This is a genomic window from Micromonospora sp. NPDC000442 (assembly GCF_042898635.1).
GTDB lineage: Bacteria > Actinomycetota > Actinomycetes > Mycobacteriales > Micromonosporaceae > Micromonospora.
The window spans coordinates 232,680-252,364 of the sequence record NZ_JBIAYZ010000009.1 but is presented as its reverse complement, the minus strand read 5'-3'; the positions used below and the strand labels follow the sequence as shown (position 1 = coordinate 252,364).

Here is a 19,685-nt window from a genome sequence, read left to right as displayed (position 1 = left end):
GAGGCTCGGCTTGGGTCCTGGCTCGCCTGTTCAGTATGCTGATTGAGCGGAACCTTGTTCCGTTAGCCAACATACGGAACACGGTTCCGCATGGCAAGTAGAGTGGCGGAGGTAACGCGCAGTGGTCGGCACCGACAGCGGATCAGGGTCGTCAGCCAAGCGGAAGCGTGCGGACGCCCGGCGTAACGAGGAGACACTGCTGGACGCGGCCGCCGCGGCTTTCGTCACTTCCGGCGTCGATGTGCCCGTGCGCGACATCGCCGCCAGGGCCGGCGTCGGCATCGGCACGATCTACCGCCACTTCCCGACGCGAGCCGATCTCATCGTCGCGGTCTACCAGCACCAGGTCGAGGCATGCGCTGAGGCTGGTCCGACACTGCTGGCGAACAGCAGTACACCGCACGCCGCCCTGGTGCGTTGGATCGACCTCTTCGTCGACTTCCTGGTGACCAAGCACGGCCTTGCCGAGGCGTTGCAGTCCGACGACGCCGCCTTCGAGACCCTGCACGCCTATTTCATCGACCGCCTCGTCCCCGTGTGTGCCCGGCTGCTCGACGCTGCTGCCACAGCGGGCGAGATCCGCCCCGACATGGATGCCTACGAACTGCTGCGTGGCGTCGGCAATCTCTGCATCGGCGCGGACCACAACCCCCGCTACGACGCGCGTCGCATGGTCGGACTCCTCACCGAAGGACTGCGCCTCCGCTAGGCAGTCGGCCGCGATCTCCGCCTTCCGTGCCGGTCCTGGGCCGGCGGTAGATTCGCCGCCACGACGGCGGTCGACGGAAGGGCAACCGGGAATGGACGACAGGACCGAGGAGCTGCGACACGCGCACGACGTGCTGTCGGAGTGGTACGCGAAGAACGTGGCCGAGGCGCTTGAACGGATGCCGATCGAGCGGGCGATGCTCGACCTGTTCGCCGAGCTGACCCTGGCGGTGGGGCCGGAGGTCGCGGATGTGGGTTGCGGCACCGGGCGACTTCTGCCGTACCTCGCCGGCCGGGGTCTGTCGCCGCGCGGGGTGGACCTCTCGCCGGGAATGGTCGAGGTGGCGCGGCGGGACAACCCGGGCTTCGCGTACGAGGTCGCCGACCTTCGCGAGCTGCCGTTCGAAGATGCGTCGCTGGCCGGAGTGGTGTGCTGGTTCTCGTTGATCTATCTTCCGCCCGAGGTCCGGGCTCACGCGTTCGCCGAACTCGCCCGGGTCGTGCAGCCGGGCGGCTACCTGGTGGCGGCCTTCAAGGACGGCGACGGCACCGTGCACCGTAATGCTCCCGGCAGCCGCGTCGCCGGCTTCGGCATCGACTTCGACCGCTACTGGCTTTCGGCCCGGGAGATGACGGACCGCTTCGCCGCCGCCGGGCTCGCCCTGGTTTTTCAGGGCAGCACCCCACCCGAGAAAGACGAGCCACCGTACGGCTACATGCTGGTCCGCAAGACCGACTCGGCCATCGCGTAGCCGTACTCCCTGCAACAGCACGGGACCGCGTGCCGGCTCAGTTCCTTGACCGGACCGCTGCGGGCACGTGGCCGGACCGGAGGCACGCTACTCGGCGAAGTAGGCGGCGCTCTCCGCGTCCGCCGGGTAGTAGGACTCGATCGCGATCTCGTCGATGGTGACGTCCATCGGGGTGCCGAACGTGGTGATGGTCGAGAACAGTCGCAGTTCCCGTCCGTCGACGTTGAGGATCATCGGGATCACGACGTCGCCGTCGATCCGTTGGTCTGACGCCTCGTCCGGCCCGGGCGTCAGGAGTTCCTCGTAGAGCGTGGTGAGGTCAGGGTCGGGAGCTGTGGCGAGTTGGCGTGAGATCCGGGTGCGGAACACCGCGCGTACGTCGGCCAGGTTGACGACCAGGCGGGCGAGGCCGCGCGGGTGCAGTCCCAGCCGCACCAGGTTGACCGGTGGCCGCAGCAGGTCGGGAGCCACCTGTGCGAAGAACGGGTCGACGGCGCGGTTGGTCATCAGGATGTTCCAGCGGCGGTCGAAGACCACCGCCGGGTACGGCTCGTGTGCGCGGAGCACCCTGCGGATCGCGTCCTGTGCGGCCGACAGCGCATCGTCGTCGAGTGGACGCTCGGTGTAGCGGGGTGCGAAGCCGCCGGCGAGCAGGAGCTGGTTGCGATCGCGTAGCGGCACGTGGAGCTGATCCGCGAGCCGGAGGATCATGTCGGCGCTCGGTTTGGACTTGCCCGTTTCGACCAGGCTGACGTGACGGGCGGAGACGTCCGCGGCGATAGCGAGATCGAGTTGGCTGAGTCCCCGGCGTTGTCGCCACTGTCGTAGGAGTTCCCCGACCGTGTGCACGATCATGGATCGTACCCATCGGTGGGCCGAGCGCCATGAAATCCGATGTCATCGACAGGCGTCGCGGATGCGGAAACACTGCGTCCATGACCACGGAGAACAAGAACATCGTCCAACGGGCGCTGGCGGGGTTGATCGAGACAGGTGACGTCGACGCGCTCGCGCGGTCGCTGAGTGACGACTTCGTTCACCATCGGCCGGGTTCGATCACATCGAGCAAAGGGGAGTGGCTCGCCGCCGTCCGCGCCGCGCTGGTGCCGCTCGCCGGTATGCGGATCGAGATTCATCAGGTGCTGGCCGACGGTGATCACGTCATGGTGTACTCGCGGCGCTGGCTTGCGGACACCGGGCCGGAGATTGCGGTCGTCGACATCTGGCGGATCGACGATGGGCTGATCGCCGAGGGTTGGGAGATCATCGAGCCAGTCGCCCAGGTCGCCGCCAACCTGGTGTGGTGGGCACCGGCCCAGCGCTGACCGTCGGCCCTACTGGCGGGTGCCGGTTCGTGCGGCCCGCTCGACTCTGACGATCAGGCGGCTGTTGTGCTGAGACGATCGATGGTGGTCAAGGGACGGAGGGCGGGCGCACGATGGGCGGTCGTGAGAGGCCACCGGAGCCGGTGACATCCGCTTCGCCGCGAGCGATCGGGGCGCTGATCGCGTTGTCCGTCTCGGCGTTCTGCTACGTCGCCATCGAGACGCTGCCGATCGGGATCCTGTCGCTCATTGCCACCGACCTGAACGTTTCGGTGTCGCACACCGGCCTGCTCGTCACCGGCTACGCGGGCACCGTCGCGATCGTCTCCGTTCCGCTGACGTATGTCACCCAGCGGGTACCGCGTCGTCGCCTGCTGAGCGTCCTGCTGGGCGTGCTGGTCATCGCCACGGTGGTCTCGGCCGCCGCCCGCAACTACCAGGTGCTGCTTGGGACGCGAGTGGTCGTCGCGCTCACCCAGGCGCTGTTCTGGTCTGTGGTGGCGCCCGCCGCCGCGGGCATGTTCCCGCTGCGGGTGCGCGGGAAGGTCACCGCGGTCGTGTTCGCCGGGGCCTCCCTCGGCCCGATGCTCGGCGTACCGGCCGGTACCTGGCTCGGACAGCAACTTGGTTGGCGTGCGGCGTTCCTCGCCCTGGCCGGTATGGCCCTGGCCGCGTTCGTGGCGATCGTGGCGTTGATGCCATCGACGCCGATGACGGCCACCCACGCGTTCACCGGGACCAGTCCGGACGCCCGCCGGTACGCCACCGTCGTGATCGCCACCGCGTTGTCGGTGGGCGGGCTGTTCACGGCCTTCACCTACACGGCGGTGTTCCTGACCGACGTCACCGGCTTCGCCCCAGCGGCCATCGGTCTTCTTCTACTCATCCGGGGGCTCGCGGACTTCGCCGGCATCACCGTTGGTGGAATCGCGAGCGACCGCAACCAGCGCGTGGCGATGCTGACACCGGTTGTACTGCTCGCGATCACCCTGATTGCGATGTTCTTCCTGGCCGATTCGGCGCTGGCGACCGGGGTGCTGCTGGCCGGGACCGGGTTCGCCATGGGTGCGCTGATGCCGGCCATGCAGAACCGGGTACTCGAAGTGGCTCCGGGACGTTCCGACCTGGCGGCGGCGGGCAACGCCGCCGCCTTCAACGTCGGTATCGCCGGGGGATCCCTGCTCGGGGCCGTCATCCTGCCCGAGTTCGGCGTGCGCAGCACGGCCCTCGCTGGCGGTCTGCTGGCCGTCGCGGCGCTTGTCGTACTGCTGGCCGAACCGCTGATCGCCAGCGCCGGCCCGCAGAGCGGTGCCGCACACCCGCCGATGACGGCAGACGCCGACGAGGTCGACAAACTGGTCGGGAAATGACCGGCCAGCACTCCTGCCGATGCTGTTCAGGCGGGCAGTTCGGGGAGAGGGCCGGCGGTGACCAGCGCGGCGAGCGTGAGCGGTTGGTCGCCGTCGCTGTGCCCGAGTACGAGGGCCAGGCGTCGGTCCGGCGCCTGGTCGGGCGTCCAGACGTGCAGGTCGCCGTAGAGATCCTGACGAAGTAGTGCCTCGTAGACCGGCGGGCGGTCCGCCTGTGGGTTCCGGATGAGGTAGTCGACGGTGAGGACGCGGTGTGGGCCCCATTGCCCGTCCAACGTCCGGGCCAGGGTGTCCAGGTGCCGGTCACCGGCTTCCAGTTGCTCGGTCCACTCCGGGTCACGCAGGCCATTGAGGTCCGGGCCCTCCCACAGCGGCACGAGGACGAAGCCGGCCGCGCGGATGGCCAACCATTCGCCGGCATGCGGGTCGGATTCCACCGAGGTGGGGCTGCCTGCGGACGGTATCGGTCCGGTCAGGAGCGCCGCGACGGCACCGAGGGCCCGGGACACGTCGAAATCAAGGCCACGTACGACAGTCACCGCACCCATCTTTGCCGCAAGTCGCCGAATTGCCCAGTGGGAACCGGCCAGCGGTGATCGAAGCGGCTGCCGCGACTACGGCGTACCGCTTTCGAGGTCGCTCTTGAGGGCGGCCAGCATGCCCACCGCGGCGCTGGCGTAGTCACCGATCCACCGGTCGTGGATGTGCTTGATCGGTAGTGGGTCGAGATGGTTCCACCGCTCGCGGCCCTTGCGCTGGGCGATGACCAGCCCGGCCGCCTCCAGCACCCGCAGGTGCTGCATCACCGTGCAGCGGTCCAGGTGCGGGAACCGTTCGCAGAGATCGCCGGTGGTCCGGGCCTGGTCCTTGAGCGAATCGAGGAGCTGCCGCCGGGTCGACGATGCCAGCGCCTTGAAAACGCGGTCCTCGTCGACCGCTTCCGGGTTGGCGCGTTCTCCACCACGACTCGACATGTTATAAAGATACAACATGTCGACGATGCGAGAGGGGACCGTCATGGACCTGCGATTCAAGATCGCGGGACGGATCAGCCGTCCGGTGCACGAGGTGTTCGAGGCGGTGGTCGATCCCGACCAGCTCTCCCGGTACTTCACCACCGGTGGCGCGAAGGGCCGACTGGTCACCGGTGCCACCGTCACCTGGGATTTCGCCGACTTCCCCGGAGCCTTCCCGGTCGAGGTGGTCGAGGTGGAGCAGGACCGGCGGATCGTGCTGCGCTGGGAGGCGGCCGACGGTGCCCAGTCCACAAACGACGAACCGGTCGCCAGCGCGTCCTACTTCACCACCGTCACCATGGAGTTCGAGTCACTCGGTGCCGATCGGACCCTGGTCACCATCGCCGAGCAGGGGTGGCGACCCACTCCGGAGGGCCAGGAGGCCTCGTACGGCAACTGCCAGGGCTGGACCCAGATGCTCTGCTGCCTGAAGGCGTGGCTGGAACACGGCATCAACCTGCGCGACGGGTTCTTCGCCTGACCGTGCCGCGCCGGTCGGCCACGCCGGCACGGGCCGGGTCGGCGCGTCGACGACGCTGCGGGGTCATCGGATCTCGTGGCCGGGGTGTTCGCTGTCGTAGTCCTGTCGGGCCTGGGCGATGGTGTCGCGGTGCTGGAGGGACCAGTCGGTGAGTGCCTTGACGAGGTGGGTGAGGCTCGCGCCGGTCTCGGTGAGGCGATAGTCGACCCAGGCGGGCACGGTGGGATAGACGGTACGACGCACGAGGCCGTCTCGCTCCAACCGGCGCACCGTGAGGGTCAGCATCCGCTGGGAGATCCCGTCGATGGCGCGCTGGAGTTCCCGGAAACGCCGCGGTCCGCCCGCGAGTTCGACGATCACGAGAACCGACCACTTGTCCCCGATCCGGTCGAGGACGTCGCGGATCCCGCAGTCGGGGTGATCCGCCTGCCCGCAGGGTTCGAGTTCGGCGGCGCGGTGGGTTACCTCCGTGTGCGTCGGTGACACGAAACTGCCTCCTTGTGGGCCGAACCAGGCCGATTCAGGATTCCCACTGTAGTTACTGAAAAGAACCACAGTGGGAGACTGAACCGAAATGATCATGGTTACGGGCGCGAACGGACAACTGGCCTCGCTCACGCTGCGGGAACTGGCCGAGCGGGACGTGCCCGCCCTGGGGGCCAGCCGCACCCCCTCGGCCGCACAGCGTCACCTCGACTTCGACGAACCCGCGAGCCTCGAGCTCACCGGTGTCTCGACGCTGGTCCTCGTCTCGGCCGGGTACGCCGAGGACGACCGGGTCATCGTTCGTCACCGGGCTGTTCTCGACGCCGCGATCCGCGACGGCGTGAGCCACGTGGTCTACACCAGCCTGACCGGTGTCGGGGACCACCTCGGTTTCGCGCTCGCCCACCGCGCCACCGAGCGGATGATCAGAGCGAGCGGGCTCGGCTGGACCGTCCTGCGCAACGGGCTCTACGCTGAACTCTTCGGTGCGCTGCTGACCTGGGTGCCCGACGGACTGGAATCGGCGTTCGGCGACGGCGCGCTCTCCGCGGTGGCGCGAGCGGATCTGGCCGCCGCTGCGGCAATCGTCGCAACCGACGCGACCGCGCACGCCGGCCGGATCTACGACCTGGTCGGCGACCAGATCACCGCCGCTGAGATCGCTGAGCATCTCGGCGTCGCGCACCGCACCATCGGGCTGGACGAGTACCGCGCACAGCTACTCGCCGATGACACACTCCTGCCGTTCCAGCCGCCGATGCTCGCCTCGATCGCCACCAGCGTGCGGCACGGCTTCCTCGACAACACCAGCCCCGACCTCGGTCAGCTACTCGATCGACCGCTCACCGCCCCGCTCGCCGTCGCCGCGAAGGCCGCCGCCGCGACGCAGCCCTAACCAGCCGTCGCGTGGTGCTCGGCGACGGCGCGGCCCATCCGGGTCACCGCCTCGGTCAGGATGTCCGGGGAGGTGGCGAAGTTGAGCCGTACGAAGCCCGCACCGCCGGTGCCGAAGACATGCCCGGAGCTGAGGGCGACCCGCCCACGGTCGAGGAACAACCTCGCCGGCCCGGCGACGTCGGTCACCACACCCGGCTCGTCGCCGACCGGGCCGCTGTCGATGCCGAGTGCGGTGCAGTCCAACCAGGCGAGGTAGGTGCCCTCGGGACGGTGGTACCGGATGGTCGGCGCGTGCCGGGCCAGCAACACCCCCAGCAGCTCACGGTTGTCGTCGAGACCGGCCAGCAGGCGGTCCAGCCATTCGCCGCCGTCGCGGAAGGCGGCGGTGTGCGCGATGACGCCGAGATGGCTCGGCCCATGGCTGACCTCCTCCGGGATCCGCCACAGGTCGGCGACCGCGTGTGGGCCCGCCACCACCAGTGCCGACTTCAGCCCGGCCAGGTTCCACGCCTTGGAGGCGGACAGCACGGCCAAGGCGTCCTCGGCGCCGGGCACCGTGAGGTACGGAGTGAACCGCGCCCCGGGCAGCACCAGCGGGGCGTGGATCTCGTCCGAGACCACCCGCACCCCGTACCGGCCGGCAAGGTCGGCGACCGCTTCGAGTTCGTCACGTCGATGCACGACACCGGTCGGGTTGTGCGGGTTGCACAGCAGAAACACCGCCCGGCGGCCGTCCGCGCGGGCCCGGCGGAACGCCTCGTCCAGCGCCGCCAGGTCCATCCGCTGGTCCGCACCGAGCGGTGCCTCGATCACCCGCCGGTCGGCGTGGCTGACGAAGGCGTAGAACGGCGGGTAGACCGGTGCGCAGACCACGACCGCGTCGCCGGGAGCGGTGAGCAGCCGCAGCACCTCGACGATGCCGAGCATCACGTCCGGGACCAGGGTCGTGCGGTCGACCGGCAGGTCGGACCACCCCCACCGCCGGGCCGCGAAGTCGCCGAGCGCCTCGGCGTACCCCGCTGCGTAGGCGTATCCGGTGTCGCCGCGCCCGACCGCGTCGTGCAGCGCCTCGGCGACGGGCGCGGCCAACGGCACGTCCATCTCGGCCACCCACAGAGGCAGCACGTCCTCGGCGTACAGCCGCCACTTGACGCTGGTGCGTCGTTGCAGTTCGGCCAGGGACAGCTGGGTCAGTGGATTCACCGTCGTCACGGCCGATCAGGGCTTGCGGGCGGCGTGCGGTACGTCGGGCTCAAGCTTCGCGATGACGTCGGGATCCGGGCTGGCCATGCCGGGCTCCTATCGGAGGGGTCGTCTGAAAGGGCCTAGATCACCGCATCGTACCCACAGCAGATCCACTCTCGACGTATGGTCGGTGGTTGCCGGCTGCTGCCAGGCTGTCCAGCCATGGACGGAATCGCTGCGCAGCTACCCGCACTACTCGGCGTGCTGATCGGCACGATCGGGACGATCGTCGCCACGTCGCTGGCCGACCGGTCACGGTGGCGACGCAACCAGACCGTACGCTGGGACGAGCGCCGGCTCGACGCGTACGTCGAGTTCGCCCGCGCGCTGAAGGAGACACACACCATCGCCAGCCGGCTGATCGGCGGCTACCTGGAACGGGACGCCGCACTCGCCGCGCTCGCGGAGGCCGACTTCCGGCACACGCTGGCCTGGGAGAACGTGCTGCTGCTCGGCGACGCGCCGACGGTGACGGCGGCGCGGGCGTGGCGGGACAGTGTCTGGGAGGTCGAGCGGCTGGCGCGGGACGGGCAGGCCGATGCCGACCGACCCACGTTGCTGCACCGGGCCAACGAGGCCCGCGACGGGTTCTACCGTGCCGCCCGCGGTGGACTCGGGGTCGGCGGCGGATCGGTGGCCCAGGCCGAACTGCTGGTGAGCAGGCTCAAGCTCCAACCCGACGCACCGACCGGAGCCCCAGCCGAACGGTGACCGACCGGCTCAGGCGGGGTGGGCGGGCTGGTCGAGGATGGCGCTGAAGCGTTGCTCGGCCAGGTCGAGTTGATCCAGGATGTGCCGCTTCACCGGCTCGGACAGGGGAGTGTCGGCACGGGTGACGAGGTCGCGGTACACCGGCACCAACGGGCGGTACTTGCGGGCCGACGACTCGACCTTCGGACCGACGGAATGGATCACCCCGACGCCGTTGTCGGTGAAGTCGGAAACCTTGATGACCCGCGCCCAGGGCTCCCGTTCGAGACTTGCCGCCACATGCTCCCGGTACTGCTCGTACCGGTCGCGCCCCGGATCCCACGGCGGGTTGGTGACCGCCGCGACCAGCCGCGCCACCCGTACCCCAAACCGCTCGGCGAGCACCACCAACGCCGCGTCGGTCAGGTCCTCGGCCAGCTCCCCGCCGCTGTTCGGCTGCCCATCGCTGTTCCGCTGCCCACCGCTGCTCGGCCCCGCACCACTGCTCAGCTCCCCGCCGCTGACCAGCTCGGCAGGATGGTCCTCGACGGCGTCGTGCAGCAGCCCGGCGACGATCACGTCGACGTCGCGTACCTGGTAGTGGTGCATCATCCGGATCGCCACCCGGAGCAGATGATTGACGTACGGCTCCCGGGACCGCCGATCGTCGCGATGCAGCCACCCGGCCAGCTCAAGCGCCTCGTCGAGCCGGCCACGCTCCTCGTCGCCGAACTCCTCGATCTCCAGCCGGAACCGCTCCCGCAGCCCGGCCTCGCCGTGCATCTCGGTGATCGCGTGCATCGGCATCGTGGCCAGATACGGCGGCAACTCCATCCGTCCCTTATATCGGATCACCCCCACCCCCCGACGGACCAGATGTCGTCTCCGATCTGTGGCAGCTTTGGTGCTCGACACGCCGATCACGGGCCACCCTTACTGCCACACATCCAGACGGTCCTTAGCAGATCGGGTGGTGCGGTGGGGGTTTTCCACAGGGGGTGGGTGTCCACAGGTGGGGTTGGGTGGGGTGGCGGAGTCGGCGGGTGGGAGGCACGGTCGGCGGCGTGAACGGGGTGCTTCGGGAACTGGTGGCGCGGGGCGACGGTCTGGTGACCCGGACGACCGTCGAGCAGGTGGTGCCGCGGTGGATTCTCCAGCAGGCGTGTGGGGCCGGTGAGCTGGTGCGGGTGCTGCCGGGGGTGTTCGTGGCGACGCACCTGCTGGATCACCGGCCGCAGCAGCCTCTCGCGCTCCACCGACTCGACCCGTCCGTGGCCCGCCGTGCGGTGTGCGCGTGGGCGCGGGGTCGGGCGGCGTTCAGCCACCTCACCGCGCTCGACCTGTGGGGCCTACGCCGGCAGGCGCAGGGTGAGCCGCTGCACCTGAGCACCACGATCGACAGCGGCCTGCGTGGGCAGCCCGGTGCACGAGTGCACCGACGGCGGGACTTCACTGTCGAACCGCCGCAGGTGCTGGTACGCCAGGGACGTCCGGTGACCCACGTCGAGCGGGCCCTCGTCGATTCCTGGCGGATGTTGTCGCCCGCCGAGCAGCGCGCACCGATCATCAAAGCGGTCAACAATCGGCTCACCACACCGAAGCGGTTGGTCTCGGCGCTGCGCGGTGCCTCGAAGCTGCCGGACCGGGGGGCGCTGCGTACGTTGCTGACCCGACTGGCCGAGGGCTGCCGCAGCCCGCTTGAGATATGGGGGCACGAACACGTCTTCGTCGGCCCGGAAATGCCGACGTTCCAACGGCAGGTGCGGGTCACGCTCGGGCGCCGCACCATGTACCTCGACCTCTTCGCCGAGCGGGAACAGGTCAACATCGAACTCGACGGGGCGACGACCCACGGCGACCCCCGCCAGCGCGAGATCGACCTGCGCCGGGACGCGCTGCTGGCCACCGTCGGCATCCTGGTGGTCCGCTTCGCCCATCGCCGCCTGATCCACGAGCCTGACGTCGTACGCCGGGAAACCCTGGCCATCCTCGCGACCCGCCGACCCACAGGAGCCCGCCGCGGCTGACCGGGCACTGCCAACGAACGCACGAAGTCGCTGCCTCACCTGGCACGACCACTCGTCGCCGGCTGGCGCGGAGGGGCACGCCCGGCGGCTGGCGGAGGCGACGACACCTGTCCAGTGGGCGACTGCGGGGCGATCATCGACCCCCGCCGGGGCCGTTGCCGTGCCGTGGCGCCTACCGCCCGAGCGGCTGGCGCGGAGTCCGGGGCGGCGCGGAGGCCAGCGAGTTGGACATAGACCTCGCGTTTGGCGGTGGCGTTGCCGCGCCGGTCGATGACGTACCCGGTCAGCCAGATCCACCCGTCGTACGCCTGGCGGTCGCTGACCGAGACGACCCGCAGGGTCAGCGCCCGCCTGCCGGCGAACTGCACCGACGCCCGGATGTCGATCCGGAGCAGGTCGCCGGGCTCGGGGCGTACCGTCACCAGGGGCCCTGGTTCGGTGGTCGGCAGTGCCGGGCGTGCATCGACTGCCAGTCGCGCAGCGTCCGCTTGAGCCGGTCGTTCTCCTGGGCGAGGCTGCGGATCTGCCGGTGCAGGTCGGCCAGCTCGTCGGCGACGGTGGCCTGGAACTCGCGTACCTGATCAGGGTCGACCCCACGACGACGCGGGTCGAACGCACGGATCCGCACCTCGTGCGGGGTCAACCGGGTCGGGTGGCCGGTCCCGAAGGGCCGGCCACCTCGATACACCTGGGCCACGTAGGTCCTCTTCGGGTAGTCGGAAACGCGAAGGTGTGGTGCGTGGAAGGGCGGGCCGTGCGTGGCCGGCGTCCGCACGGTCCGCCCGCTCCGCCGCCGCAGCCCCAATCGGCGGTACGACGACAGAGCAGCTTTGTGGGTCGGGACGGGCACGCGCACCCGCCCCGACCAGGGGGATGAGCCGAACTCGTTGCCACGCGAGGACCGGCTCGGGAACAACATATCTAGACATGCTAGATGAGTCAACGCTGCTTGTTAGGCGCGTCGCGGTGTGATCGAATCGGATTGCCACGCGAGGAGTGCCATGCGAGAAGTACCGGACTACTGGCGCATCGCCGACGATGTGATCGCCGACGTCAAGTCCAAGAAGTTGAAGCCGGGGGACAGGCTGCCCTCGATTGCCGAGTTGCGTGCGACCTACGACGTCAGTCACGGGACCGTGCAGATGGCCTACGCAAGGCTCGAAGCGTTGCGGGTGATTCGGCGGCAGCAGGGGAAAGGCGTCTTCGTGACCGATCCGAAGACCTGGATGCGGGAGCCCTGACCTCAACGTCCGCGAACCCGACCGTCCGGGGTAGCGGGTACGTCAAGCGCGGCTGCTCAGGAGCCGGCCGGCGTCGGCTTTCGGTGGGCGTCGTCGTGGATTCGGGTGGCGAGGTCGAGGGCGGCGCGGATCGGGTCGTCGGCCCAGTGACTGGCGAACGCGTCGTACAGGCGCCAGCCGGCCCGGGTGAGGGTGCGCTGCCGCTCCACGTGCGCGGCCACGCCGTCCGGGTGCACCCCGCACAGCAGGCCGACCGGGCCGTCGTCGCCGACACACAGGTCGACTCGCCAGCGGCCGACGGGGTAGTCGGGTCGCACGGCCAGGCCGACCCGGGTCAGCTCGACGGCGAGCGCCCGGGGCCAGGGGTCCGGCTGGGCGGAGCCTGTCCCGGTCGTGTCCAGTGGTACGGCGTGGGTTCCGGCCAGCGGTTGTCCGGCGTACCGGAGGTAGTCGCCGACGATGCCCTCCGGGGACTGGAGGGACGTGACCACCGTGAGTTGCTTCCTGGCCCGGGTGACCAGGACGTTGAACAGGTTCGGTTCGGCGACGAACCGGTGCCGGGCCGGCGGGTCGTCGTCGACCAGTCCGAGCGTGGCGATCACCACGTCCGCCTCACTGCCCTGGAACGCGTGCACCGTGCCGGTGCGCAGGCCCAACCGTTCGATCTCGTCGACGTCGTACGCCGACAGTAGCGCCGCCTCCACCGCGTCGGCCTGCACCCGGAACGGGCTGATCACCGCGACGCCGCCCTGCGGGGGTCGGGCCGCGAGGGCGGCGACCAGGTCGAGCACGGTCGCCACCTCGGCCTGGTTGACGCCGTCGACGACGGTGGCATCGGCGACCGTCACCACGTCGATGGCGTCGGCCCGTTCGTTGCCGGGGTGCCGGGTGACCAGTTCCAGCCGGTCGTCGTAGAACCGGCGGGCGGAGAAGCCGATCAGGTGCGGTGCGCAGCGGTGGTGTTCACCGAGCCAGGTCACGGGTGCGGCACCGGCCGCCACGTCGAAGGCGCTGGCCCGGCGTACGTCGAGTCGGTCGGCGTAGCGGTCCAGGCCGTGCCGATGCAGTGTCGCGGTCACCTCGGCGTCCGCGACGAACGACACGAAACGTAGCTGCCGTGGATCGCCGGCCACCAGCGCCCGGCGGGCCCGGGCCAGCACCGGAGCGGCCCGCAGTTGATCGATGTGCGCCGCCTCGTCGAGCACCACCAGGTCGAACATGCCGGTCGCCGGTGGCAGCAGATCCTCGACATCTGCCACCGTGCCCACCCACAGGGGCAGTGCCCGTACCAGCGCCTCGGCGTCCAGCGTGGCGAGCAGTTCCCGGCGGCGGTTGCGTCCCGCCCGCAGGGCGGTGCCCAGGCCGCTGGCGGCGCGCCGGGCCTCCCCGGTCCACCGTCGCGCGCTGGCGGTCTGGTTCCGCAGCGCCGTGCCGACCGCCTCGGCGAGCGCGCCGTCCGCCTCGGCCAGCGCCCGCCAGGCGGCGGTCAGGTCCGTGCCGCCGTGCGAGGACAGCCGGGCGGCCGCCCGTACGGCGTGCGCGGCATCCACCGCCGCCCGTAGCCGGGCCACGGGTACGCCGGCACCGGCGAGGCGGTGGAGCCGGCGGGCGGCGCGGGACCGGCGCCACCGTGACCACCAACCGTCGCCGCCCCGGCTCGCGTCGTGCAGGGCGGTGCGGATCGCGGCGAGGTCGGTTTCCGGCTCGAACACCGCCGGGGCGTCGTGACTCAGGGCGGGCAGCAGCGGTTGCCAGTCGGGCAGTGTGGCGGCGAGGCGTTCCTGCTCCAGCGCGGCGACGATGCCGGCCCGGACCCCGGTGACCCGGTCGCGGGCGGCCGACACGGCGGCGGTGTCGTGGCGCAGCTGCGTGTCGTCCACGCCGACGGCCACGCCACCGGCGAGTTCGGTGGCGATGGCCCCGCGCCGCTCGGCGTCGCCGAAGAGCACCGGTGGTGGGCCCGGATGCCGGCGCAGCAGTTCCCCCAGCACCTCGGCGGCGTGGGTCGACTGCGTCGCCACCAGTACCGACCCACCGCGGGCCACGGTGTCCAGCGCGGCGGCGACCAGGGCGTGACTCTTGCCGTTGCCCGGCGCACCGGAGACCACCACCACGGGTGCCGTCCTGGTCCGCCGGATCACGTCCCGCTGCGCGGCGTTCAGCGGCAGGGGTGACAGCACCTCACCGTCGTCGCTGGGATCGTCTCCGACTTGATCCGGCGCGTCGTCGTCGGTGCCGAGGTAGAGCCGGCTCAGGGCGGTGTCCGCCAGCCCGGGGCGGCCCGCCCAACTCAACAGGGTGTCGCGGAGGCGACCGGCGAACACGTCGCGGGTCACGAAGACCGCCGCCGCGGCGACCCCGGTGACGTCGTCGTCGACGCCGCGCGGCGGTCGCGCCTGGACCGTGGCCACCTTGACGCCTGCGGCCTCGGCCGCCGCGGTGATCCAGGCGGTGCTGCCGGGGGCCGTCAACCAGCCGGGCCCGGCCAGCCCGGGTGCGGCCTCCAGTCGGGCGGCGAGTTCCCGGTCCTCGATGAGTGGAGTCAGTTCGAGGTCACCGGCCGGCACGACCCGGTAGCTGCGCCGGCCACGTTGCAGGCGGATCGGCTGGGCCAGCAGTGGCAGTCGGATCCGTCGCCGCGCGCCGTCCAGGTCGGCCGTGCCGACGAGGAAGGCCAGCCCGAGGCGGAGGATCCGTTCGTCGCGGTGCAGGGCGTCCAGCGCGGCGAGCCGGTCCAGCCGTGCGCCGCGTGGGCCCCGGTGCGGTTCCGGCAGCCAGACCAACGGCCGGCCGGTTCCGGCCACGTCGAGGATCCGCTCGGCACCGGCCGGGGCCAGGTCGGCGAGCGCGGTGAGGATGGTCGCCACGTGCATCGCCCGCAGATTCTGCCGTACCCGATCACGGTCGTGCTCCGGTCGGTGGCCGCGGCCGGGCACCGGCGCCCGAGGCCGTCGCGCGGCGGCCTCTGGCCAGGTCATGCGCCGCGCCGGAGTTACTGGTGTGGGGAGAACAGTGGTGGGAGCCGTCGACAGCCGACGGCTCCCACCGTGTCGGTGCAGGTGCTAGCTGGCGTACGTCTCGAACTCGGCGACCCTCGGCGTGCCGGTCGAGCTGGTGATGTCGAAGGTGATCTTGCGTAGGGACGTCGAACCGAAGCTGATGACGCCCGCGCCGGTGCCGGAGGCCAGCACCGCGCCGGTGTCGTGGTTGAGGACCCGCCAGTTGCGGATGTTGCCGACGGAGCCGGACGCCTCCCGGATGTTGATCTTCGACACCGTGGTGGCGGAACCCCACTTGATCGAGATCTGACCGGTCGCGCCGTTCGGTGACCAGGCGGTGTTCATGTTGCCGTCGCGCACGTCGCCGTAGCTGGTGCCGCTGGCCTTGCTGGAGCCGTCGGAGCCGGCGCCGATGCTGAGGTTGGTGCCGCTGGGCTGGCTGGGCGTCGGCGTCGGGTTGCTGGTCGGGGGCGGGGTGGTGGTGGTCGGGCCGGGCGTCGGGCTGGTCGGCCCGGCGGTCGGGCTCTGCGGCGTGCAGTTGCCGTTGGAGGTACGGATGCCCTTGTTCGCGCCGGCGGTCTGGCTGACGATGCTCGGCACGCAACTGGCCGAGTCGAGGCGGTACGAGTACGGGATGCTGACGGTGGTGTTGGAGGTCGGGTTGGGGCCGGCCGGGTTGGTGTCACCACTACGCGAGGACCAGGTCACGTTGTCGAAGATGTTGCCGCTGACCTGCCAGTAGCCGGCCTCGTCGGTGTAGAAGGTGCCCAGCACGTCCTTGGAGTTCTGGAAGTAGTTGTTGTCCACCTTGGCGCGTGCCCCGGCCCGGGAGTTGATGCCGGACTCGTTGAGGCGTACGTAGTGGTTGTTGTAGATGTGGGCGATGCCACCGCGCAGCAGCGGCGTACGGGAGTCGATGTTCTCGTACAGGTTGTGATGGAACGTGACGTACCCGTTGGAGCGGTCGCTCTCGCTGGACCCGATCAGGCCGCCCCGACCGGAGTTGCGCAGGATGCTGTAGGACAGCGTCACGTACTGGGTGTTGTTCTTCATGTCGAACAGCCCGTCGAAGCCCTCCGACTCGCCGCCGGAGGCCTCCAGGGTGACGTGGTCGACCCAGACGTTGCGGACGTCGGACTCCATGCCGATGGCGTCGCCGCCGTTGGAGGTGGGCGAGCCCGACTTCTTGACGTTCCGGACGGTGACGTTCTGGATGATGATGTTGCTGGCCTCGCGGATGTGGATGCCGATCTGGTCGAAGACGGCTCCGTTGCCCACGCCGAGGATCGTGACGTTGCTGATCTGCTTGAGCTCGATCACGTCGGCGGCGGTGTTGCAGCTCGAACCGGACACCTTTGTGGTGTTGCCGTGGTTGATGGTCCCCTCGACCTGGATGGTGATCGGGGTGCTGCTGCTGGCCCGGTTGCACAGGGCCGCGTGGATCTGGGTGCCGCTGGTGGCGCGTACGGTCTGTCCGCCCGCGCCGCCGGTGGTGCCACCGTTGCCGGTCGCGAAGCCGGTGGCGCTGCCGACCGCGGCCGACGCCTGTGGCGTCGTCAGGGCCACGCAGACCACGGCTCCCGTGGCGGTGGCGGCCAGCCCTGCGAGGAGTCGAAGTGCGACTGGTCGTCTCATCCTCGTCTCACCTTCCTTGTTGGTGGTGGAGTAGGGGGTTACAGCGGTAGGCGGTCGGCGCCGGCGAGTGGGCCGACCACCAGCGGCACCAGCGGTGCCGGTAGCACCGGGCCGTGCCGCAGCGTCGGCGTCCAGCCGGCGTCGGGGCTCAGGTCCGGGTCGTGTGCGGCGTTGTACGCGGCCACCAGGTCGACCGGGCGGGACGGCGCACCGGGCGACTTGACCCAGTTGCCCCGGGTGGTGATCGCGGTGCCGCCCCAGTCGTAGAGCAGGTCGGCGGCGTCGACACCGGCATCGAGGGTGAAATGGTTGTCCTCGGCGTGGACGGCGGACTGGACACCGACGCCGATGGCGTACTGGAAGCCGTCGCCGCCGAGCCGGTAGGCGTTGTTGTAGACGTCCACCTGGCCGAAGCGGACCCGCGGCAACCGCTGGAGCGCACCGTCGAAGAGGTTGTGGTGCAGGGTCACGTTGAGCCGGCCGACGTCCGGGCCGACCGTGTTGGACGAGCCGATAAGCATCAGCTTGTCGCGTCCTGAGAACCGGTTCCAGGAGGCGGTGACCAGGCTGGCGGTGTGGGTGATGTCCAGCGCGCCGTCGTGCACCTGGTAGGGCCGTCCGAAGTAGACGGGCTGGGTGCTGTCCGGGTTGTCGCCGTCGGTGAACGTGTTGTGGTCGATCCAGACGTTCTCGCTACGGCGCACCGAGACCTGGTCGTACTGCGAGTTCCAGTTGCCGGCCTCGCCGTCGGTGGGGGACCAGGCGGGGAAGCAGTCCCGGGCGTCGTCGAAGGTGATGTTGCGGACGATCACGTTCGACGCTCGGTCGATCATCAGGGTGAGGCCGGTCAGCCGTGCCCCCCGCAGCCCGATGATCGTGGTGTTCGGGCCGACGTTGATCTGGGTCTGTCGGGTCTGGTTGGTCACCGACCGTCGCCGCGCCTCCTCCAACGGCCCGCTCGGCGTCACCCGGCCCCACACCGCCGGGTCGTACGCGGCCAGGTATCCCTCCAGCGAGTACCCGGGATCGGCCAGGTCGGTGCAGTCGAGCAACCGGCCGTCGGCGTCTTCGAAGCCGTCGACGCTGCCCCTGACATACACGATCTTGGCGGTGGCGTTCGTGGCGTTGGTGGCGTTGTCCCCGCCGAGCGCGGCGACCAGGTCGGCGCGGCTGCTCACCAGGTGGATCTGATCGGCCGAGGCGGCGGAGCCTCCGGTGGTGCCGGGCCCGGCGGCGGCCCAGCCGTCACCGGCCGGGAGGGCCTGGCGGCCGAGCTGCCGGGCCAACGGGGTGAGTGATGTCCTCGCGTCCCGCTCGCGGTGGCTGCCGGCGGGCGCACCCGCGTCGTTCGACGGCTGCGCCATGGCGGCGGTGGGTGCGGCGGTCAGGGCGATAATGGTCGATGCCGCGGCGGCGGCAAGTCTGCGCATCGGCTCGTTCCGTTTCCTTCGTCGGTGTTTCTTATTAATGACGAAGGTTACGGTCGTGTTTTTATGAGGGTCAATATTAATGATGTGCAGATTTGTTGCAGTTAATGCTGTCGAGTGGCATCGTCCCGACGTGTCCTGGTCGGGTAACCGCTGTTCAGCCCATTGCACCTGATCCTGTGTGGACCGGGGATTTGCAGTTTGTTGCGGCGATGCCTCCTATTCTTGCCCGACGGGTTCGGTTCGCCAAGGCGTTATCGCCCACGGCACGCCGAGTTCCGACGGTAGTCGGCCCTCGTCGGCTACCCGACGTAGCACCTCGTTGACGCCGCGCACCCGCAACACCCGTTGCGCGCCGGCACCGACGGCCTCCACCAGCGCGCCATCGAGCAGCGCCGGCTCGGGTGCCGCCTGGAGGGCGGTCAGTACGGCGGTGAACGGCGCGGTCCGGGCCAGCGGCGCGATCAGCGGTACCCGTGGATCGGCCCGATGGGCCAGCAGATTCTCCAGCAGCCCGCACCGGCCGGGCACCGCACCGGCGGTGGTCTCACCGGGCAGCAGCAGTCGGTCGGTCGGGTACTCCAGCACCGCCCGCCCGGCGTCGCCGGTGACGATCACCTCACCGGCGACGAAGTCCTCGCCGGCCAGGGTCACCGCGGCCACGATCGGCGGCCCGTGCCGCGGCCGCACCCGCAGCGCGGCGGTGTCGTCCACCTCGATCGGCCGCACCCGGTAGCGCTCCACCTCGATGCTGACCGGCTCCACCGGTCCGCCGCCGACCACCTCGGCGACCGCCAGACACTGCATCACCGCGTGCGCGAGCGGATTGGCCAGCGCACCGTCGAGCACCGGCCGCCCGTCGAGCAGCCGGCGCCCGGCCCAGGGTGCGCGGGCGTAGTAGGCGTCCGGGCGTTGCCAGGCGGCCACCGTGGCGATGCCGTGCACGGCGCCCAACCGACCGGCCGACACCGCATCCGTCAACGCGGTAAGTGCCGCCGAACCGAGCGCCTGGAACCCGACCTGCACGACCCGACCCGTGGTGGCCAACGCCCCGGACAGTTCCTCGTGCTCGGTGGTGGACAGCACCGGCGGCTTCTCCAGCAGCACGTCCGCACCGGCGGTCACCGCGTCCCGGGCGATCCGCAGATGGGTGTGCGGTGGGGTGCAGATGACCACCACGTCCGGCGCGACATCGGCGAGCATCGCCCGGTGGTCGGTGAACACCGGCACGCCAGCCGGCACCGGTGCCGCCGGTTCCGGCTCGATCGGCCGGGTGTCGACCAGGGCGACCAGCCGTGCCTGGCCGGTGTCGTGCAGTGGCCCGATCACCCGGCGATGCCAGCGCCCGTGCCCGCTCGCCCCGACCAGCGCCACCCGGGGCGCCGG

At 70.4% G+C, this 19,685-nt stretch carries 21 protein-coding genes; 9 read left to right on the top strand and 12 right to left on the bottom strand.

Features of this window, described 5'->3' with window-relative positions; genetic code table 11:
* The first annotated feature begins 121 nt into the window (after positions 1–121).
* Positions 122–709: a TetR/AcrR family transcriptional regulator gene (locus ACFY2A_RS17320; RefSeq protein ID WP_363919967.1), complete on the top strand. Its 588-nt coding sequence runs from the start codon at positions 122–124 to the stop codon at positions 707–709.
* Between the two features lie 91 nt (positions 710–800).
* Positions 801–1,460 carry a class I SAM-dependent methyltransferase gene (locus ACFY2A_RS17315; RefSeq protein ID WP_387172671.1) on the top strand — a complete coding sequence of 220 codons (660 nt, stop codon included), beginning with the start codon at positions 801–803 and terminating at the stop codon, positions 1,458–1,460.
* An 87-nt stretch (positions 1,461–1,547) separates the two neighbouring features.
* Here the strand turns inward: ACFY2A_RS17315 and ACFY2A_RS17310 are convergent, their stop codons facing one another.
* Complete coding sequence (locus ACFY2A_RS17310; RefSeq protein ID WP_387172669.1) at positions 1,548–2,315, bottom strand: helix-turn-helix domain-containing protein; 768 nt, start codon at positions 2,313–2,315, stop codon at positions 1,548–1,550.
* An 80-nt stretch (positions 2,316–2,395) separates the two neighbouring features.
* Here ACFY2A_RS17310 and ACFY2A_RS17305 point away from each other — a divergent pair, with 80 nt between their 5' ends.
* Together ACFY2A_RS17305 and ACFY2A_RS17300 are read left to right on the top strand one after the other, a co-directional pair.
* Positions 2,396–2,785 (top strand): nuclear transport factor 2 family protein, encoded by a 390-nt coding sequence (locus ACFY2A_RS17305; protein ID WP_387172667.1) that lies wholly within the window; start codon positions 2,396–2,398, stop codon positions 2,783–2,785.
* Positions 2,786–2,928: 143 nt separating this feature from the next.
* Positions 2,929–4,155, top strand: a complete 1,227-nt coding sequence (locus tag ACFY2A_RS17300; protein WP_387172665.1) for an MFS transporter — start codon at positions 2,929–2,931, stop codon at positions 4,153–4,155.
* A 26-nt stretch (positions 4,156–4,181) separates the two neighbouring features.
* Here the strand turns inward: ACFY2A_RS17300 and ACFY2A_RS17295 are convergent, their stop codons facing one another.
* Positions 4,182–4,694, bottom strand: coding sequence for a hypothetical protein (locus tag ACFY2A_RS17295; RefSeq protein ID WP_387172663.1), 513 nt, complete (start codon positions 4,692–4,694; stop codon positions 4,182–4,184).
* A 75-nt stretch (positions 4,695–4,769) separates the two neighbouring features.
* Positions 4,770–5,129, bottom strand: coding sequence for an ArsR/SmtB family transcription factor (locus tag ACFY2A_RS17290; RefSeq protein WP_387172661.1), 360 nt, complete (start codon positions 5,127–5,129; stop codon positions 4,770–4,772).
* A gap of 25 nt (positions 5,130–5,154) precedes the next feature.
* On the opposite strand from ACFY2A_RS17290, the gene ACFY2A_RS17285 reads away from it, so the two are divergent.
* The gene (locus ACFY2A_RS17285; protein WP_387172658.1) at positions 5,155–5,652 is read left to right on the top strand and encodes an SRPBCC family protein; all 498 of its coding nucleotides are present in this window, start codon (positions 5,155–5,157) and stop codon (positions 5,650–5,652) included.
* 63 nt (positions 5,653–5,715) lie between these two features.
* Here ACFY2A_RS17285 and ACFY2A_RS17280 read toward each other — a convergent pair whose 3' ends face one another.
* Positions 5,716–6,138: a winged helix-turn-helix transcriptional regulator gene (locus tag ACFY2A_RS17280; RefSeq protein ID WP_387172655.1), complete on the bottom strand. Its 423-nt coding sequence runs from the start codon at positions 6,136–6,138 to the stop codon at positions 5,716–5,718.
* A gap of 88 nt (positions 6,139–6,226) precedes the next feature.
* On the opposite strand from ACFY2A_RS17280, the gene ACFY2A_RS17275 reads away from it, so the two are divergent.
* Entirely contained in the window at positions 6,227–7,033 is an 807-nt protein-coding gene (locus ACFY2A_RS17275) for an NAD(P)H-binding protein (protein WP_387172653.1), read from the top strand.
* Here the strand turns inward: ACFY2A_RS17275 and ACFY2A_RS17270 are convergent.
* Positions 7,030–8,247, bottom strand: coding sequence for a MalY/PatB family protein (locus ACFY2A_RS17270; protein WP_387172651.1), 1,218 nt, complete (start codon positions 8,245–8,247; stop codon positions 7,030–7,032). The two genes, ACFY2A_RS17275 and ACFY2A_RS17270, sit on opposite strands and share 4 nt — an antisense overlap.
* A 195-nt stretch (positions 8,248–8,442) precedes the next feature.
* Here ACFY2A_RS17270 and ACFY2A_RS17265 point away from each other — a divergent pair, with 195 nt between their 5' ends.
* On the top strand, positions 8,443–8,991 hold the full coding sequence (locus ACFY2A_RS17265; protein ID WP_363919943.1) for a hypothetical protein: 549 nt from the start codon (positions 8,443–8,445) through the stop codon (positions 8,989–8,991).
* 9 nt (positions 8,992–9,000) lie between these two features.
* Here ACFY2A_RS17265 and ACFY2A_RS17260 read toward each other — a convergent pair whose 3' ends face one another.
* Entirely contained in the window at positions 9,001–9,804 is an 804-nt protein-coding gene (locus tag ACFY2A_RS17260) for a phosphohydrolase (RefSeq protein ID WP_387172649.1), read from the bottom strand.
* A gap of 230 nt (positions 9,805–10,034) precedes the next feature.
* Between ACFY2A_RS17260 and ACFY2A_RS17255 the strand changes: the two genes are divergently transcribed.
* A complete protein-coding gene (locus ACFY2A_RS17255) occupies positions 10,035–10,997 on the top strand; it encodes a DUF559 domain-containing protein (protein ID WP_387172647.1) in 963 nt (320 codons plus the stop codon).
* A gap of 35 nt (positions 10,998–11,032) precedes the next feature.
* On the opposite strand, the gene ACFY2A_RS17250 is transcribed toward ACFY2A_RS17255, so the two are convergent.
* Both ACFY2A_RS17250 and ACFY2A_RS17245 read right to left on the bottom strand, forming a co-directional pair.
* Complete coding sequence (locus tag ACFY2A_RS17250) at positions 11,033–11,419, bottom strand: hypothetical protein (protein WP_387172645.1); 387 nt, start codon at positions 11,417–11,419, stop codon at positions 11,033–11,035.
* Positions 11,416–11,694 (bottom strand): DivIVA domain-containing protein, encoded by a 279-nt coding sequence (locus tag ACFY2A_RS17245; protein WP_387172643.1) that lies wholly within the window; start codon positions 11,692–11,694, stop codon positions 11,416–11,418. Before ACFY2A_RS17245 ends, ACFY2A_RS17250 begins: the two co-directional genes overlap by 4 nt.
* Positions 11,695–11,998: 304 nt before the next feature.
* Here ACFY2A_RS17245 and ACFY2A_RS17240 point away from each other — a divergent pair, with 304 nt between their 5' ends.
* Entirely contained in the window at positions 11,999–12,238 is a 240-nt protein-coding gene (locus tag ACFY2A_RS17240) for a winged helix-turn-helix domain-containing protein (protein ID WP_269740980.1), read from the top strand.
* 56 nt (positions 12,239–12,294) lie between these two features.
* Here the strand turns inward: ACFY2A_RS17240 and ACFY2A_RS17235 are convergent, their stop codons facing one another.
* The 4 genes from ACFY2A_RS17235 to ACFY2A_RS17220 form a co-directional block, all read right to left on the bottom strand.
* Positions 12,295–15,111, bottom strand: coding sequence for an AAA domain-containing protein (locus ACFY2A_RS17235; protein ID WP_387172641.1), 2,817 nt, complete (start codon positions 15,109–15,111; stop codon positions 12,295–12,297).
* Positions 15,112–15,300: 189 nt separating this feature from the next.
* Positions 15,301–16,872 carry a polysaccharide lyase family 1 protein gene (locus ACFY2A_RS17230; protein WP_387172639.1) on the bottom strand — a complete coding sequence of 524 codons (1,572 nt, stop codon included), beginning with the start codon at positions 16,870–16,872 and terminating at the stop codon, positions 15,301–15,303.
* Between the two features lie 38 nt (positions 16,873–16,910).
* Entirely contained in the window at positions 16,911–18,302 is a 1,392-nt protein-coding gene (locus ACFY2A_RS17225; RefSeq protein ID WP_387172637.1) for a polysaccharide lyase family 1 protein, read from the bottom strand.
* Positions 18,303–18,518: 216 nt separating this feature from the next.
* Positions 18,519–19,673 carry a Gfo/Idh/MocA family protein gene (locus tag ACFY2A_RS17220; protein ID WP_387172779.1) on the bottom strand — a complete coding sequence of 385 codons (1,155 nt, stop codon included), beginning with the start codon at positions 19,671–19,673 and terminating at the stop codon, positions 18,519–18,521.
* Between the last annotated feature and the right edge of the window lie 12 nt (positions 19,674–19,685).